Here is a 15,256-nt window from a genome sequence, read left to right on the forward strand (position 1 = left end):
ATCGGTGTGCGGAGGACGACGAATGGCGATGGATGAACCGAAGCGTTGGCAACGCAAGACGCCGTCCGACGGCGCGGCGCGGGCCTATGTCACGCTCGACGCCCTGCAGCGCCTCCGACATCGGGCGCGCGGCTTCAGCTTCCTGCCGCGGCAGCCGGTCCACAGCATCCTGACCGGACGCCACGCCTCACGGCTGCGCGGGCGCGGGCTGAACTTCGAGGAACTGCGCCGCTACGTCGAAGGCGACGACATCCGGACCATCGACTGGCCCGCCACCGCCCGGCTCGGCAGCCCCTACGTGCGCGTCTACACGGAGGAGCGGGACCGGAGCGTGTTGCTGTTGGTGGACCAGCGCCTGTCCATGTTCTTCGGCAGCCGGCGCGCCATGAAGTCGGTCGTCGCCGCAGAGGTCGCGGCACTGTCGGCCTGGCGCGTCACGTCGCTCGGCGACCGCGTCGGGGCTATTATCTTTTCCGAGGGCGAGGTGACCGAGATCAGGCCGCAGGCACGGAGCGGGGCGGTTCCCCGCCTCCTGGAAGCCGTGGTCCGTCAGAACCAAGCGTTGCGCGCCGACGGCGAAGCATTGGCCGATCCGGGCCTGTTCAACGATGCTTTGCGTCGGGCCACCCGCCTGATCCCACATGACGGCCTGCTGTGCCTCATCACCGACGCCTTCGGCGCCGACGACGAGTCCGTCCGGCTCGTCACGCGGATCGCCGCGCACAACGACGTGCTGACGGTGTTCATTCACGACCGGATGGAAGCGGCCTTGCCGGATATGGGCCGGGTGGTGGTCGCGGAGGGACCGGGTCAGATCGAGGTCGACACGGCGACGCGCGGCCTGCGCGACCGCTTCGCCGCCGGCTTCGCGGAGCGTCGGGCGCGCATCGCCGGCTTCTCACGCGACCATGCCATTCCGGTCCTGCCCATCGCCACCGAGCACGATGTGGTCGATCAGCTCCGCGACTTGCTCGGGCGCCGCGTGGCACCTTCCGCGGTGGAGCGGAGAGGAGCGCGCGGATGAGCGACGATCCGGCGAGCCTGTCCAACCTCCGCGATCTTGCGCTTCCCGCCCCGGTTCCCTGGTGGCCTCCCGCGCCGGGTTGGTGGATTCTGGCCGCGGGGCTCCTGCTGGCCGGTCTCCTGTTGGCCGTCCATGCCTTCGCCCGTTATCGCGCCAACGCTTACCGCCGGGAGGCCCTGCGTGCCCTCGACGCGCTGGAAGGTGACATCGGCAAAGCCGATGCGGCCCTGCTCGCCCAACGCATGGCCTCGCTGCTGAAGCGGGCGGCGCTCGCCGCCTATCCCCGGTCGGAGGTCGCCGGCCTCAACGGAGCCTCATGGCTCGCCTTTCTCGACCGCACCGCGGGAACCGACCGTTTCACCACGGGGCCGACGCGGCGTCTTCCCGACCTCGCATACGGGGCCGCCGATGGCGGCACGGATGCCTTGCGGGAGATCGTTGCCGCGGCTCGCCTGTGGCTCCGGACCCACCGCGCTCCGGCATCGGGAGGGAGCGGCTGGCCATGCTGACGTTGGCCTATCCGTGGCTGCTGCTCCTGTTGCCCCTGCCGTGGATCGTCCACCGGATGGTGCCGCCGCGCATCGAACGGCGACCGGCGGTGCGCGTGCCCTTCTTCGCCACCCTGGTCGCGCTCACCGGAGCGGCACCCCAGGGAGGGGCCGCCGTTGTCCGGCGGGGCATCTGGCGGACCACCGTGCTGATCCTGTGCTGGTGCCTGTCGGTCGGGGCCCTGGCACGCCCGCAATGGATCGAGCCGCCGCTGCACCGGGATCAGCCGGCGCGAGACCTCCTGCTGCTGGTCGATCTGTCCGGTTCCATGGAGACGCGCGATTTTACCGACGCCACCGGAGCGGCGGTGGACCGGCTGACGGCGGTGAAGCAGGTGCTCGACGATTTCCTGTCGCGCCGCGACGGCGACCGGGTCGGTGTGGTGGTCTTCGGCAACGCGCCCTTCACGCTGGTGCCCTTCACCGCCGATCTTGGGCTCTGCCGCCGCCTCGTTCAGGAGATGCAGGTTGGCATGGCCGGTCCGCGCACCGTGTTCGGAGACGCCATCGGATTGGGCATCACGCTGTTCGAGCGCTCGACGGTGCCGGCCAAGACGATCATCGCCCTGACCGACGGCAACGACACGGCGAGCCGAGTCCCGCCGGCGGAGGCCGCCCGCATCGCCAAGGACAAGGCGATCACCATCCACACCATCGCCATCGGCGACCCGACCGCGGTCGGCGAGGACGCGCTCGACGAGAAGGCCTTGCGGGACGTGGCGGACGCAACCGGTGGCGGCTTCTTCCGCGCGCTCGACCGGACCCAGCTCGCTGGGGTTTACCAACGGCTCGACGCCATCGAAACCCGGAAGGTCGACACCGTGTCCGTCCGGCCGAGGACCGACCTGTTCTGGGTGCCGCTGGCGGCGCTCACCATCCTGAGCATGGCTGCCCAGACACTCGGCCTGCTGCCAAGGCTGCGCCGCGGCTCCCCGTCCGGGCGCGCCGATGGCCATTCAGCCGCAACGCCGGGAGTGCGCCCATGACCGATCCGTTGTCCGAGCTGCATGTGCTGCGTCCCTGGTGGTTGCTGCTGCTTATCCCCGCGGTGGCCTTGTGGTGGCTCGACCGCCGGACGGGCGATCCGCTGCGGCCCTGGCGGGCCGCCATGGCTCCGGAACTGCTGGCCCATCTGACCGTCGGCAGCGGAGCCAACCGGCGCTTCGCACCCGGCACGCTGCTGCTGCTCGGGTGGTTTGTGGGGATCGTGGCGATAGCCGGACCGACGTGGCGGCGCGAGCCCTCCCTGTTTGCCGACGCTGCTCCGCCCGCCATGATCGTCCTGCGCGTGACACCGACCATGACGGCACCCGACCTGCCGCCGACCCGGCTGGAACGGGCCCGGCAGAAAATCTCCGATCTGCTGGACCAGCGGGAGGGGGCGGCCACCGGCCTTGTCGCCTACAGCGGCTCGGCGCATCTGGTCCTGCCGCCGACGACGGACAAGGAGGTGATGCTGACCATGGCCCGCGCCTTGTCGCCGGAGATCATGCCGCGCGAGGGCGACCAGCTTGCCCAGGCGGTGGCCCTGGCGGCGCGGGTGCTGGCGGAGGGCAAGCGCGGCGGTTCGCTGGTCGTGCTGGCCGATGCGGTGGCGCCCGATCAAGCCAATGCGTTGCGGGGCACGAGCCAGAGCGCCGAACGGCCGCCAACCGTCCTATGGGCCATGCTGCCCCCGGACCACGTCGCTCAGGATACCAGTTTGCAGAGTGCCATCGCCGCCTTGGACGCCCGGCTGGTGAAGGTGACCCCCGATCCCACCGACGCCGCATCCGTCGCCCGTCGCCTGGACTCCGCGACCGCCCCGGCGGCCACTGCCCAGGGAGACGAGGCTCGCTGGCAGGACGCGGGCTATTGGCTGACCCCCTTGATCGCCGCGCTGGTGCTCGGGTGGTTCCGGCGCGGTTGGAGGCTGGCGGCATGAGGAACGCCATGGTCGGTCTTCTCGCCATCGTTCTCCTCTCCCTGGCCGGCGGCACGCTGCTCCTCGGCTGGAAGAATCTGTGGGCGACGCCCGACCAGCGTGGCCGCTGGCTTATGGAACGGGGGCGGTACGCCGAGGCCGCCGACGCCTTCATCGATCCGATGTGGCGCGGCGTGGCGCTGATAAAGGCCGGCAACTTCAAGGACGCGGCGCCGCAGTTCGCCGGCATCGACACCGCGGAAGCCGCCTACGATCAGGGCAATGCCTTGGTGATGCAGGGAAAATACGACGACGCGGTCGCCCGCTACGACCGGGCGCTCGCCCTCAGGCCCGGCTGGTCGGATGCCGAGGCCAATCGGACGCTCGCCCGTCTGCGCGCCGACCGTGTCCGGGCGAAAGGAGGCGACGACGGCGACACCGAGGATGACCCGGACGACGTCGTCTATGACCGGACCAAAAAGGATGGTGGCAAGGACACGGAGACCGCCGGCGGTGCTCCGATGAGCGACGAGGCGATCCGCGCCCTGTGGCTCAAGCGGGTCCAGACGCAGCCCGCCGATTTCCTGCGGGCGCGCTTCGCCTACCAGCTTCAGGCAGGCCCCGAACCCGGCACCGCTCCGGGAGGTTCGCCATGAGCTTGGCTCGCAAGCCCCACCGGTGCGGTTGGGTGGCGGTCTGGCTGGCGATGGTGCTGTCCATCGGCGGCATGGCCATCGGTTCGGCGCGCGCGGAGGAGGGAACGGACACACCTCCGGTCATCGTTCGCACGACGAGCCGCCCGGACCAGACCGCCATCATCGGGCAGCATGTGCGCGTGTTCGTCGACGTCCTGTTTCGGGACGGGATGGCCCACCCGCCGCGTGTCGCGCTGCCGGCCATGGACGCCGCGCAGATCTTCCGCTTCGAGACCCAGGCGACCTCGCTGAGCGACGGCATCCGGGGGCGGACCTATGTCGGCCAACGCTTCGAATTCGCCCTGTACGCACGGCGTGGTGGCACTCTGACCATCCCGGCAGCCAATGTCGTGCTTCTCGACCGCGACGGACATGAAACCGGCGTGGTTTCCGGCACCGCGCTGACGCTGTCAGTCACCGTGCCCCTGGGGGTCGACCCATCGCAGGCGGCAACCGCGTCCACACGGCTGAGCGCGCACGAGACCTGGGCGCCGGCGCCGGACGCGGCATACAAGGCCGGGGACGCCCTGGTCCGCACCATCACGCGGGAGGTTGCCGATGTTCCAGGCAGCGCGCTCCCGGACATCCGCTTTTCTGCGCCCAACGGGGTGCGCGTCTATGGGGAGCCAGCCCGGATCGACGACCGGATCGAGCGCGGCGCTCTGACCGGGGAGCGCACCGACCGGGCGACCTACGTCTTCGAGACGGCAGGCCGCTTCGACCTGCCGGCCGTGTCGCAGACATGGTGGGATCTGGAGTCCGACCGTCTGCGCACCGTCACTTTCCCGGCGGTTCGCGTGACCGTTGCCGCTCCGCCGCCATCGGCCATGCCGTCGGGCGGCTCGTCGGCTGCTGGTCCAGAGCGGGTCTGGATGCTGGCGGTGGTATTCGGTGGGGCCGCCTTGCTGATCGCTGCAATCGTTTGGACAAAGGCCCGATCGCGTGCGATAGGGAAGAAGCGACGCCGCAGCCGGGAGCAATCGGAGCGGACTGCTTTCAATGCACTGCTGCAAACCTGCCAAGGATCCGATCCGCGCATTATCTACGCGGCGCTCGTCCATTGGCGTGACCAGTTGCCCGCATATGACCGACTAGTTGGCCAAGCAGGAGGAGCATCACTCATGTTCGCAACCGCGGATTTAGAACGCTCCCTGTTCGGTGGCGCAAATGCGGCGCACCCATGGTCGGTACAGGAAAGTCGGAGTTTGGCCAAAGCCTTGCAGGCTCTGCGAACGGATCTCCTACAACCTCGGTCCTCACCAGCCTTCAGCATCCTTCCGGCGCTTAATCCCGCTCACCATTCGTCGAGTTGATGCAGTGCGCGAAAGGAAATGGGCGTTTCAATGGTCAATCTTTCAGGAGGTTTGTAGGAGACAACAAATGCCGACGCCATCAATCTGATCGCATCATCACACGCTGCCCTCCCAAGCCCTACTGCTAGGTTCTGTCGCCAAAGGGACTTGCGCAGGGCCGATCTGATCGCATTTGGTCCGAGTGCCGATCAGAACCATGTTGACCGACGCGATGTGGCGTCGGCTGTTGCCCTTCCTTCCGCCCCAGAAGCCCAGGACCGGGCGGCCCTCACTCGATCACCGATGCTTTCTCGAAGCAGTCCTCTGGCTGGCCCGCACAGGGGCGCCCTGGCGTGACCTGCCTGAGGATGTGATGAACTGGCGCACCGCGTGGCGTCGCCTGCAGCGCTGGACGGCTGCCGGGATCTGGGGCCGCATCGTTGCAGAGTTGCGCGCCATGGCACCGAACGCGGGCTGGGATGCGCACCTGCTCGACAGCAGTGTGATTCGCGCCCACGTCCATGCCGCCGGGGCAAGGCATACGTCGGGCAAGCAGGCGCTTGGCCGCTCGCGCGGCGGCTTTTCGACCAAGCTGTACCTGCGTGCCGACGCCGAGGGACGGCCGGTGGCGCTGCATCTCAGCGGTGGCGAGCGCCACGACCTGCTGGGCGTCGGCCCACTGTTCGAGCAAGGCGCCTTGCGCAGCGGAAAACGTAGGCGCCCGCGCTGGAAACCTGATGCGATGATCGTCGACAAGGCGTACTCGGCCGCTTGGCTGCTCGACGTGTTGCGCCGCAAGCGCATCGTGCCGATCATTCCCAGTCGCGCCGACCAGCCGAGGAATCCAGACTTCGACCGCGCGGCATACCGGCGGCGGAACCTCGTTGAGCGTCTGGTCGGAAAGCTGAAGCAGTTCCGTCGCGTGGCGACCCGCTACGACAAGCTCGACGCCCACTACCTTGCCTTCGTCCAGATCGCTTCCGTGATGGTCTGGCTACGCAGCGTTGGCGACAGAACCTAGGTCTGGGCCTATCAGGTGCGGATTGGAAGGGCATCCTCAACGCGGCGCAACGCGGTATGGGGATCCAAACCCACCGCTCTGCTCAGGTCAATGAACTCGATGACGTCCAGCCGTCGCTCCCGGTTTTCCACCTTGGCGACAAAAGACTGTGGCTTGCCGACGCGGTGCGCAAGATCCTGCTGAGTGAGCCCAGCCGCCTTGCGCGCTTCTACAAGCGCATCCACGAGCACACGATAGGCAGGGGTGTGAACAGACTTCAAAGGCGGCAGCCGGTTTACGATGACCGGCCGACTCACTAAACCCATTTCCGGATAATCCCAAAATAGGATATACCGCGGCAATGCCTTCCCATTGCACCACGCCTGTGACACCGATGCCCACCATGTCCGCGCCGCCAATTCCATCTTTGGCACCAAACGATCCGGTATTCTCCGCTTTGGCCGCCAAACGTGCTGAACTCGACGCACGCCGAGGCGCTTTGTCCGAGCAGCTCACAGCGCTTGAGCGTGAACTCGCTACGTTGGATGGTGCTATGCAGCTGTTCGCGTTCCCAAGTGGGGCGAAACTGAAGACGACGAGCACAAGCAACCGCTTGGTTCGACAGGCGCTAGGGTTTCTTCGTGGAGAACTCGGGCATGAAGTTATGAATGTCCTGCGCCTCGCCAATCGGCCACTGACTTCACAGCAGATTGGGCATGCGCTTTGTCAACGCCGGAGGGTGACACTGGACGCTCCAGTTTTTCATCGCCTTTGCCTGCTGATCGTGGGCAATCTGCGGCGACGTGAAGCCCGGAGTTTGGTGCGCTCAGTGGGGCACACGGAGCGATATGCGGTGCTCTGGATTGCAGCCCCACCGAGCTCTCCATAAAGCACACCTAATATATTCAGGACTCACTGGACAGCAGTTGAGCTTATCCGCACACTGGAGCGATCGTCCATCATCGCTCCAGAACATTGCTGACAGAACGATCAAAGCAACGTCAGTTGATCGCCGCGGGCCGGCGGGGGCTTGAAATCGGCGCAGTTGAGGTTGGCGTCGCGGGCGTTGAGCCCCAGGCGCCGGCAGGCCAGCTTGAACCGTTTCGACAGCAACTCCGCCACCGGGCCGGAGCCCTTCATGCGGTTGCCGAATTGGGACTGGTACAATTCCCCCTCGCGGCACTGGCGGATCAGGCTGAGCACCCGCTCGGCGCGGTTGGGCGCGTGCTCGCGCAGCCATTCCTCGAACAGATCGGCAATTTCCAGCGGCAGGCGCAGGAGGATGTAGTTGGCCTGCGTCGCCCCGGCCGCCGCCGCCGCGGTCAGGATGGCTTCCAGCTCATGGTCGGTGAGCCCCGGGATCATCGGGCTGGCCAGCACCGCCACCGGCACGCCGGCCTCCGTCAGGTCGCGCATGGCGGCGAGGCGCCGCTGCGGCGTGCTGGCCCGCGGCTCCATGCGGCGGGCGAGGTCGCGGTCGAGCGTGGTGACCGACAGCGCGACGTTGACCAGCCCCTTGGCCGCCATCGGCGCGAGGATGTCGAGGTCGCGCAGGACCAGCGCCGACTTGGTGATGATCATCACCGGCTGGTTGAAGTCGCGGCAGACCTCCAGCACGGCGCGGGTGATGCGCTGCTCCCGCTCGATGGGCTGGTAGGGATCGGTGTTGGCGCCGAGCGCCAGCGGCTGGCAGCGGTAGGATTTGGCGCGAAGCTCCGCCGCGAGAAGCTCCGCCGCCCGGGCCTTGCGGAAGATCTTCGTCTCGAAATCCAGCCCCGGCGACAGGCCGAGATAGGCGTGGGTCGGTCGGGCGAAGCAGTAGATGCAGGCGTGTTCACACCCCCGATAGGGGTTCACCGACCGTTCGAAGATCACGTCGGGCGAGGTGTTCTTCGACAGGACCGAGCGGGCGGCGTCATCGAAGACCTGGGTCGGGACGGTCTCCGTCAGCGCTTCGTTCTCGCCCCAGCCGTCGTCGGCCAGCACCCGCGTCTCCCGCTCGTAGCGGGAGGTCAGGTTGCTGATCGCCCCCCGTCCTTTCAGTGCTTGCCGCGGGATCTCGTCCATAGGGACAGGATAGCCGCGGAAAGCCGGAACGTAAAGTGAACAACTGCGACGGGGCTGGCCTGCCGGTCTGATCGGGCTTTACTGAACCTTTGGTGCCGCGGCCTCGGCGGCCTTGGGGTCCACCAGCCCCTTGTCCAGCTTGGCCCGGATGTCCTCCTTCTGCGGCTCCTCCTCCGCGGTGCGGAGCGCGCGGGTCCATTGGAAGCGGGCCTCGTTGCGGCGTCCGACGCGCCAGTAGGCGTCGCCCAGATGATCGTTGATGGTGGCGTCGGTCGGCTTCAGCTCCACCGCGCGCTCCAGTTTCTCCACCGCCCCTTCGAAATCGCCGGTGCGGTAAAGCGCCCAGCCCAGGCTGTCGACGATGTAGCCGTCCTTGGGGCGCAGGGCGACGGCCTTCTCGATCATCCCCTTGGCCTCCTCCAGGTTCAGCCCGCGGTCGACGTAGCTGTAGCCCAGATAGTTCAGCAGGAAGGCCTCGTCCGGCTTCAGCGCCAGCGCCGCCCGCAGGTCGCGCTCGGCGTCCGGCCAGCGGTCGATCTTGTCGTAGGACATGGCGCGGGCGTAGAGCACCGCCCAATGCCGCTCCTCCGGCGTGCCGATGCGCTCCAGCGCCTTGCTGTAGCTGGCGGCGGCTTCGCCGTAGCGCTTGGCGACGCGGTACAGGTCGCCCAGCCGGATCAGCGCGTCGGTGCGCTCCGGACGCTCGGCGGACAGGGCGGAGAAGGCGGCGATGGCGTCGTCGGTGCGCTCCAGTCGGGCGAGGCTTTCGGCGGCGCGCAGCCGCGCGGTCCAGCCCAGCACCGGGTCCTTCTCCAGCGCCTGGAACTCGACCAGCGCGTCGGCGTGGTGGTCGCGGTTCTCCATGATGTCGCCGATCATCAGCCGCGCCAGGGACAGGTCGGGGCGCAGATGAAGGGCGATCCGCCCGAACAGCAGGGCGGTTTCCTCGGCGCCTTCATGGTGGATGGCGCTGCCCAGGTCGAACAGGGCCTCCGCCAGACCCTGCCTAGCATCGGCCACCACCGAGGCGGCGGTCTTGCCCTCGTCCAGCGCCTTCAGCGCCGGTTCGACCATCAGGCTGTCGGGGTTGCTGGCGCGGAAGGCGTCGTAGAGCTTGCGGGCCTCGTCCTTGCGGCCGGTGCGCTCGTAGAAGCTGCCGACGATCTGGATGACGCGCAGCGGCGCCTCCTTGTCGAGCACGCGGGCGAAGCGCTCCGCGGCGGCGTCCTTGCGCCCGCCCAACTCCAGCACCAGACCGGCGTGAAGGTCGTGCAGGGCGGCGAAGCCGCTGGCGGTGGAGAGCGGTTCCAGCGCCTTCAGCGCCGCGTCGGTCTTGCCCTCCGCGGCGGCCAGCCAGGCGTCGATCAGCGGACCGATGTATTTCGCCATGCCCTCCTTGGGCATGCGCGCGGCCATGGCCTTCGCTTCCTTCAGCTTGCCGCGGGCCAGATTGTCGGAGGCCAGCAGGGCGATGGCCATCTGCGGGTCGGTGTCCTGCTCCAGCAGCCGTTTGGCGAGGTCGATCGCGGCGTCGAACTGCCCTTCGCCCAGCTTCAGCAGGTAGGTGCGGCGCAGCAGCGTCAGGTCGCCGGGGTCGGCGGACAGGGCGTGCGCCATGAACAGGGCGGCGGCGGTCCAATCGTCCTGGCGTTGGGCGAAGCGCCCCGCCAGATAGCTGCCGGTCGCCGAGGTCAGCGACGGGCGCTCCGCCACCGCCGGGGCTGCGGCGACGGCATGGCCGGCCGGCAGGAGGCCCGCCGTGGAAAGGAGCAGGGCACCGAGCGCCGTCCGACCAAATCGGGTCCGCCCAAATCGGAATGTCATCATGCCGCGTCCACCTGCACGCCTACGGAGTCTGGTTCAGGAAAGCCTGAAACTCGATTCCTAGTCTATCACCAACCGCTGGCAAGGGTTAACCACGCTGCGGGCCGAGCCATCGCATGTCTCGACCGCCATTCCACCTCAACGCCATACGGCCCTAACACCATTCGGCGGCGACCCGCCTGAGGATGTCCGGACGGAGAACGTCGACCGCGTGGGCGTCCATGTGGGCCGCCAGCGAGTCCGGCATGTCCGGCGACAGGGCCGCACCCTCCACCCGCCAGCGGGCCATCCAGGACAAGGTGCGCAGCCAGGTCAGGCGGCGCAAGGGCCGGCGCCACGGGCGCACCGCCTCGGCCAGCGCGGGCGGCACCGCCGCCTCCCAGGCCGCGTGGAACGCCGCGACCTCGTCCGGAGTCAGCACCGCCGCGACCTCCCGCTCCCACTTGGTGGAGGTGTAGAGGCTGGCGTGGGCGAGGTCGATGGCCGGGTGGCCGTACTGGGCCTTTTCCAGATCGGTGAACCAGGCCTTGCCGGCGTCGTCGATCAGGAAATTGCCGGGATGGACGTCGCTGCCCACCAGTGTGATGGGGATCGGCGCCGTGCAGCGGAAGGCACGGGCGGACTGCAGTTCCTTCCGAAGCAAGGCCGAAGCGTCCGGCGCCAGCCCGGCGCGCTCGAACCACACCGCCTGCCGCTCCACCTGGGCCAGGGTCGCCGCCACCGGGTCGGCGGGGGCGGGCAGGGGAGGGCGCTCGTCGTGCGGCGGCAGGGCCAGAGCGTGCAGTGCGGCGAGCGCCCGCGCGATGGCCGGCATCTCGCCGGGCAGGCGCGGCGGGCGCCCGACGATTTCCGTCACCACCAGCGCGCCCATCGGCAGCTCCGGCCCCGGCGGCAGGACGGCGGCCAGTTCCGGCGTGTGGCCGCTGGGGGCGGCGCGGCGGAAGGCGGTGGCCTGCTGTTCCAGATTGGCGAGGGGGTCGAGCCCCAACTGGCTCCAGCGTGGGACGCGGGCGACCAGACCCCGTCCGGCCAAACGCACATGGTCGTGCGCCACGCCGCGGCGCGGCATCGGTTCCAGCGCCCCGGAGGGCAAGCCGGCGAAGGCCGGCAGCCGCGTCAGGGCGCCGTGAAGACCGGCGGTGCCGGTCACACCTGATGCTCGCGCAGGCGCGGCATCAGTTCGACGAGGTTGCAGGGGCGGTGCCGGTTATCGAGCTGGAAGACCAGGATGTCGTCCCAGGCGTCGCGGCAGGCGCTGGGCGAACCCGGCAGGGCGAAGATGTAGGTGCCGTTGGCGACCCCGCCGGTCGCCCGGCTCTGGATCGTCGAGGTGCCGACCTTGGCGTAGCTGAGCTGGCGGAACAGCTCCCCGAAGCCGGGGATCGCCTTGTCGAACAGCGCCTCCACCGCCTCCGGCGTCACGTCGCGGCCAGTCACGCCGGTGCCGCCGGTGGTCAGCACCACGTCGATCTCCGGATCGGCGATCCAGGCCTGGACCTGGGCGCGGATGGCGGCGACGTCGTCCTTCACGATGGCGCGGGCGCCCAGCCGGTGGCCGGCGCCGGTCAGCCGCTCCGCCAGCGCGTCGCCCGAGCGGTCGTCGGCGGGCGTGCGCGTGTCGGACACGGTCATGACGGCGATGTTGACGGGCAGGAACGGGCGGGATTCGTCGATCTTCGGCATCAGGGGACTTCGGCGTGTTGCGCGACCTGGGTGGACCGGGCCGCCGGGAAGACGTCCACCGGCATATAGACCGGCCAGCCGCCCGCCGCAACGGCGTCCAGCGATTCGATTTCCTGCCCCAGCCGCAGCCGGTAGATCCAGAAGTTGGCGACGACCTTCTCAACGTAATTCCGCGTCTCGGCGTAGGGCAGGCTCTCGATGAAGAGCAGCGGGTCGTTGCCGATGTCCGACAGCTCCCGGCGCCAGCGCGCCAGCGTGCCGGGGCCGGCGTTGTAGGCGGCGGCCAGCAGGAACAGGTTGTTGCCGATGTCCTGGCTGTTCAGAAGCTCCGCCATGTAGCGCTGCCCGAGTTCCATGTTGGTGGAGGGGTCGAACAGGCCCGTGCGGGCGGCGTCGGCTTCGCCGATGTCGGCGTTGCGCTCCTGCACGTGCTGGGCGGTGGCGGGCATGATCTGCATCAGGCCGGTGGCCCCGGCGGAGCTGACCAGCTTCGGGTCGAAGCGCGATTCCTGCCGCATCACCGCGAAGACCAGCGCGCGATCCACGGCGAAGCCGTCGCGCGGCTTCCAGTGCGGCACCGGGTAGAGGGCCGCCGTGTAGGGGGCGCCGTCCGGACCGGCCACCGCGTTGCCGACCTGGAGCGCCAGCCCTGGCAGCCCGGCGCGGTCGGCCAACGCCACCAGCGCCTGTTCGGCCAGCGTGTCGCCGCGCGGGTGGATGCGCCGCAGTTCCAACTCCGCCGCCTCGCGCTGGCCCGCCTGGATCAGGGCGATGGCGCGCGTGCCGCCGGGCAGGGCGGACAGGGCCTTCAGATGGTGCCCGGTCAACTCCGGCGTGCGCCAGTTCAAGTCGCCCGAGCCGCCCAGCTTGCGGTGGGCGAGCAGGCCATAGAAGGTGTGGGGGTAACGCGCCGCGGCGGCCAGATGGGTGCGGGCCTGCTCCTCGCGGCCCCGGCGGGCGTGGGCGCGGGCGGCCCAGAAACCGGCGGCGGAGGCCAGCCAGGGCGACTGCGGGCCGGCCTCGGCCAGATTGGTGAAGTGGCGGGCGGCACGGTCGTACTGCTTCAGCCGCCAGGCGGCGAGGCCGGCGATCCAGTGCGCCTCGGTCACCGCCGGGCCGGAGCGGGCGGCGCTGGCCGAGGCCAGCGACAGCGCCTGCGTCACGTCGCCGGAATAATAGAGCGAGGCGGCGATGCGCGCCCGCGCGCGGTCATACTGCACCGAGTCGAGGCTGCGGCCGAAGTCGTCCTGGTTGAGCAGGGTCAGCGCCGCTCCCGGCTTGCCGGTGCGCAGCAGGTCCGTCACGCGGGACGCGGCGGCATGGTCGGTGCGGCTGGCGGTGCGGCTGCGCGGGGCGACGGTGAGCTTGGGCTTGTCCTCGGCGGCCTCGGCGGTCTTGTCCGGATCGCTCTGCTCCTCGTCGGAGACGGCCTCCGGCAGCGGTTCGGGGCGCAGGCCGCCCAGCCGCTCCAGCGATCCGGTCAGCCGTTCCCCATCGCCGGCGCGCGGCGGCTTGAGGGCACGCTGCTGGCCGGCGGGGGCGCGGCGCTGGGCCAGGGCGTGGATGCGTTCCGCGCCCGGCAGGTCGCCGTAGCGCTGGAGCCAACCGGCCAACTCGTCATAGCTGGCCTTGCGGTCGGGGTGCAGGTAGCGCTGGCGCAGCACGTGGCCCATCAGGCGGCGGTCGCGCAGCAGGCGGATTTCCCAATCGGCGCCCTCCCACTCGCCCCGCTCCTGAAGGGCGAAGATGCGCCGGTAATGGCGGGCGTCCTCTTCCGTCAGCTGGACGGCGCGCGCGTCGGCGTCCGTCGCCAGAAGCAGGTTCTGCTCGGCACGATCGAATCCCGGCGGGACGACGGGTCGTCCATCCGGCGCGTGGATCACAAGGCCGGCCTGGGCCGGACGATAGCCGCCCGTCGGTTCGGGTGCCGCGCACAGCGCCAGCGCCACCCCCGCCATTCCCAGGACCTTCCGCCGCAGCGAGACGGTGTTTGCTGCGCTGCACAATATCCGGAACATGGTATTCGAATAACCGCAGTGGACGGGAATCGCAAGAAGATGATTCCCCAACAGCGGTCAATGCCGCCTGTTCGCAAGTGTTTTCAGCAACTTAGTGGGGGCGGGAAAATGGCCCTAGCCCGGTGGGAAGACCCATTCGGCACAAGGTCATGGGTCTTTTTGTGCCAATCGGCGCAACGGCATAGCGGCGACTTGGTAAACCACTCCGATCTTTCGAAGTACTTTGGCAATGTTTGGAATGTCTATGGATGTCGAATGTTCGAATGACCACGCAAGAAAAGGCGCAATAAGAGAAGCATTTTATGGAATGGGTGGTGTTAACCATCGTGGCGGCGGTTTTGCCCCCACCCTAACCCTCCCCCGCTCTCGGCCGACCAAAGGTCCGCCTGCCGCGTCAGCGCAAACCTCCGGTTTGCGCGAGAGCTGACGCAGGGGAGGGCCGGGGTGGGGGCAAAACGACTCTTGCGGTGACTCAGCCCGGAAAGCGCTGCCGCAGGGTCAGCAGGTCGCGCCACGCCTCGCGCTTGGCGATGGGGTTGCGCAGCAGATAGGCCGGGTGAAGCATCGGGAGGACCGGCACCGGGCCGGACAAGCCGGGAGAGGCGTAGTCGAACCAGCGGCCGCGCAGGCGGGTGATGCCCTCCGCCCGGTTGAGCAGCGTCTTGGCGGAGGTTCCGCCCAGCGGCACGAGGACCTTCGGCCCGATCAACTCGACGTGCCGTTCCAGGAAGGGCAGGCAGGCGGCGATCTCCGCCTGGGTCGGCGACCGGTTGCCGGGCGGGCGCCAGGGCAGAATGTTGCTGATGTAGACCGTGCTGCGGTCGAGTCCGATCTGGGCCAACATGCGGTCGAGCAGCTTGCCGCTGACCCCGACGAAGGGCTTGCCCTGCCGGTCCTCGTCCTCGCCCGGCGCCTCGCCGATCAGCATGATCTCCGCGCTGGGGTTGCCGTCCGCGAAGACCGTGTTCATCGCCGTCGCCTTCAGCGGGCAGCCGTCGAAGGCGCGCAGCGCCGACTCCAGCTCCTCCAGGCTGTGCGCCTCCGCGGCGCGGGCGCGGGCGCTCGCCCCGGCCTCGCTGGCGCCCAGCGGCAGGTCCGCCGTGACAGCCGCACCGAACATCGACGCGCCGGAGGGGCCCCCGAAAGCCGACCGCGACGCCGGCGCCGGGGCGGGGCGCGCCGCGGCGGGCGGCAGCGCGGAC

General features: G+C 69.1%; 14 protein-coding genes. 7 read left to right on the forward strand and 7 right to left on the reverse strand.

The window, feature by feature from the left end; all coding sequences use genetic code 11:
• The first annotated feature begins 22 nt into the window (after positions 1 to 22).
• From H0B54_RS27770 to H0B54_RS27800, 7 genes are all read left to right on the forward strand, one after another.
• Positions 23 to 1,024, forward strand: a complete 1,002-nt coding sequence (locus H0B54_RS27770; protein ID WP_188263024.1) for a DUF58 domain-containing protein — start codon at positions 23 to 25, stop codon at positions 1,022 to 1,024.
• Positions 1,021 to 1,533 (forward strand): DUF4381 domain-containing protein, encoded by a 513-nt coding sequence (locus tag H0B54_RS27775; protein ID WP_188263025.1) that lies wholly within the window; start codon positions 1,021 to 1,023, stop codon positions 1,531 to 1,533. The genes H0B54_RS27770 and H0B54_RS27775 overlap by 4 nt, the downstream gene beginning before the upstream one ends.
• Positions 1,527 to 2,558 (forward strand): VWA domain-containing protein, encoded by a 1,032-nt coding sequence (locus tag H0B54_RS27780; protein WP_188263026.1) that lies wholly within the window; start codon positions 1,527 to 1,529, stop codon positions 2,556 to 2,558. Before H0B54_RS27775 ends, H0B54_RS27780 begins: the two co-directional genes overlap by 7 nt.
• On the forward strand, positions 2,555 to 3,496 hold the full coding sequence (locus H0B54_RS27785; protein WP_188263027.1) for a VWA domain-containing protein: 942 nt from the start codon (positions 2,555 to 2,557) through the stop codon (positions 3,494 to 3,496). Before H0B54_RS27780 ends, H0B54_RS27785 begins: the two co-directional genes overlap by 4 nt.
• A complete protein-coding gene (locus tag H0B54_RS27790; protein ID WP_188263028.1) occupies positions 3,493 to 4,131 on the forward strand; it encodes a tetratricopeptide repeat protein in 639 nt (212 codons plus the stop codon). Before H0B54_RS27785 ends, H0B54_RS27790 begins: the two co-directional genes overlap by 4 nt.
• Positions 4,128 to 5,483, forward strand: coding sequence for a BatD family protein (locus H0B54_RS27795; RefSeq protein WP_188263029.1), 1,356 nt, complete (start codon positions 4,128 to 4,130; stop codon positions 5,481 to 5,483). The genes H0B54_RS27790 and H0B54_RS27795 overlap by 4 nt, the downstream gene beginning before the upstream one ends.
• A gap of 196 nt (positions 5,484 to 5,679) precedes the next feature.
• Complete coding sequence (locus tag H0B54_RS27800) at positions 5,680 to 6,483, forward strand: IS5 family transposase (RefSeq protein WP_188263030.1); 804 nt, start codon at positions 5,680 to 5,682, stop codon at positions 6,481 to 6,483.
• A gap of 11 nt (positions 6,484 to 6,494) precedes the next feature.
• Here H0B54_RS27800 and H0B54_RS27805 read toward each other — a convergent pair whose 3' ends face one another.
• The 7 genes from H0B54_RS27805 to H0B54_RS27835 all read right to left on the reverse strand — a co-directional run.
• Entirely contained in the window at positions 6,495 to 6,887 is a 393-nt protein-coding gene (locus tag H0B54_RS27805; RefSeq protein WP_246472915.1) for a helix-turn-helix domain-containing protein, read from the reverse strand.
• Between the two features lie 565 nt (positions 6,888 to 7,452).
• Positions 7,453 to 8,529, reverse strand: a complete 1,077-nt coding sequence (locus H0B54_RS27810) for a PA0069 family radical SAM protein (RefSeq protein WP_188263031.1) — start codon at positions 8,527 to 8,529, stop codon at positions 7,453 to 7,455.
• Between the two features lie 78 nt (positions 8,530 to 8,607).
• On the reverse strand, positions 8,608 to 10,356 hold the full coding sequence (locus H0B54_RS27815) for a tetratricopeptide repeat protein (RefSeq protein WP_246472917.1): 1,749 nt from the start codon (positions 10,354 to 10,356) through the stop codon (positions 8,608 to 8,610).
• Between the two features lie 151 nt (positions 10,357 to 10,507).
• Positions 10,508 to 11,503, reverse strand: a complete 996-nt coding sequence (locus H0B54_RS27820) for a phosphotransferase (RefSeq protein ID WP_188263032.1) — start codon at positions 11,501 to 11,503, stop codon at positions 10,508 to 10,510.
• Complete coding sequence (gene moaB / locus H0B54_RS27825; RefSeq protein ID WP_188263033.1) at positions 11,500 to 12,036, reverse strand: molybdenum cofactor biosynthesis protein B; 537 nt, start codon at positions 12,034 to 12,036, stop codon at positions 11,500 to 11,502. The genes H0B54_RS27820 and moaB overlap by 4 nt, the downstream gene beginning before the upstream one ends.
• Positions 12,036 to 13,994 carry a lytic transglycosylase domain-containing protein gene (locus tag H0B54_RS27830; protein ID WP_188263034.1) on the reverse strand — a complete coding sequence of 653 codons (1,959 nt, stop codon included), beginning with the start codon at positions 13,992 to 13,994 and terminating at the stop codon, positions 12,036 to 12,038. The genes moaB and H0B54_RS27830 overlap by 1 nt, the downstream gene beginning before the upstream one ends.
• Positions 13,995 to 14,526: 532 nt before the next feature.
• Positions 14,527 to 15,256: uracil-DNA glycosylase (locus tag H0B54_RS27835; RefSeq protein ID WP_343069044.1), on the reverse strand; the 730-nt coding region annotated here is incomplete at its 5' end.

It is taken from the genome of Azospirillum tabaci, assembly GCF_014596085.1.
Lineage (GTDB): Bacteria > Pseudomonadota > Alphaproteobacteria > Azospirillales > Azospirillaceae > Azospirillum > Azospirillum tabaci.

Coding starts and splice junctions, on each gene's coding strand:
- H0B54_RS27770 (WP_188263024.1), top strand. CDS start 23: ATGGCGATGGATGAACCGAAGCGTTGGCAACGCAAGACGCCGTCCGAC.
- H0B54_RS27775 (WP_188263025.1), top strand. CDS start 1,021: ATGAGCGACGATCCGGCGAGCCTGTCCAACCTCCGCGATCTTGCGCTT.
- H0B54_RS27780 (WP_188263026.1), top strand. CDS start 1,527: ATGCTGACGTTGGCCTATCCGTGGCTGCTGCTCCTGTTGCCCCTGCCG.
- H0B54_RS27785 (WP_188263027.1), top strand. CDS start 2,555: ATGACCGATCCGTTGTCCGAGCTGCATGTGCTGCGTCCCTGGTGGTTG.
- H0B54_RS27790 (WP_188263028.1), top strand. CDS start 3,493: ATGAGGAACGCCATGGTCGGTCTTCTCGCCATCGTTCTCCTCTCCCTG.
- H0B54_RS27795 (WP_188263029.1), top strand. CDS start 4,128: ATGAGCTTGGCTCGCAAGCCCCACCGGTGCGGTTGGGTGGCGGTCTGG.
- H0B54_RS27800 (WP_188263030.1), top strand. CDS start 5,680: ATGTTGACCGACGCGATGTGGCGTCGGCTGTTGCCCTTCCTTCCGCCC.
- H0B54_RS27805 (WP_246472915.1), bottom strand. CDS start 6,887: ATGGAATTGGCGGCGCGGACATGGTGGGCATCGGTGTCACAGGCGTGG.
- H0B54_RS27810 (WP_188263031.1), bottom strand. CDS start 8,529: ATGGACGAGATCCCGCGGCAAGCACTGAAAGGACGGGGGGCGATCAGC.
- H0B54_RS27815 (WP_246472917.1), bottom strand. CDS start 10,356: ATGATGACATTCCGATTTGGGCGGACCCGATTTGGTCGGACGGCGCTC.
- moaB (WP_188263033.1), bottom strand. CDS start 12,036: ATGCCGAAGATCGACGAATCCCGCCCGTTCCTGCCCGTCAACATCGCC.
- H0B54_RS27830 (WP_188263034.1), bottom strand. CDS start 13,994: ATGGCGGGGGTGGCGCTGGCGCTGTGCGCGGCACCCGAACCGACGGGC.